Source organism: Bradyrhizobium jicamae, from assembly GCF_001440395.1.
In the GTDB taxonomy this organism is placed as follows: Bacteria; Pseudomonadota; Alphaproteobacteria; order Rhizobiales; family Xanthobacteraceae; genus Bradyrhizobium; species Bradyrhizobium jicamae.
The window spans coordinates 12,579-12,786 of the sequence record NZ_LLXZ01000213.1 but is presented as its reverse complement, the minus strand read 5'-3'; the positions used below and the strand labels follow the sequence as shown (position 1 = coordinate 12,786).

The window sequence follows — 208 nt, the reverse complement described above, 5'->3', positions numbered from 1 at the left end:
GCTTTCAGAGCATCGGCAATGGCGGCTCGATCCTTGGCGCGATCACTGGAAATCGCACTGACCCGCAGAGCATTGCTCAACAAAATCTCGGCGCGCAGTTTCAGGCTGTCTTCCAAACGTTGCGGTCATCGGGCATTTCGCCGCAAGAGGCGGGATCGAAGGCCATGCTTGCCGTAATGAATCCCGAGGCCGGCAAAACGATCCTCCA

1 protein-coding gene is annotated in these 208 nt (G+C 57.7%); it reads left to right on the top strand.

Annotated features, from left to right (window positions below; translation table 11 throughout):
- Positions 1-208 (top strand): hypothetical protein (locus tag CQ12_RS45505; protein ID WP_198164365.1); only part of this gene is annotated, 208 nt, incomplete at both ends.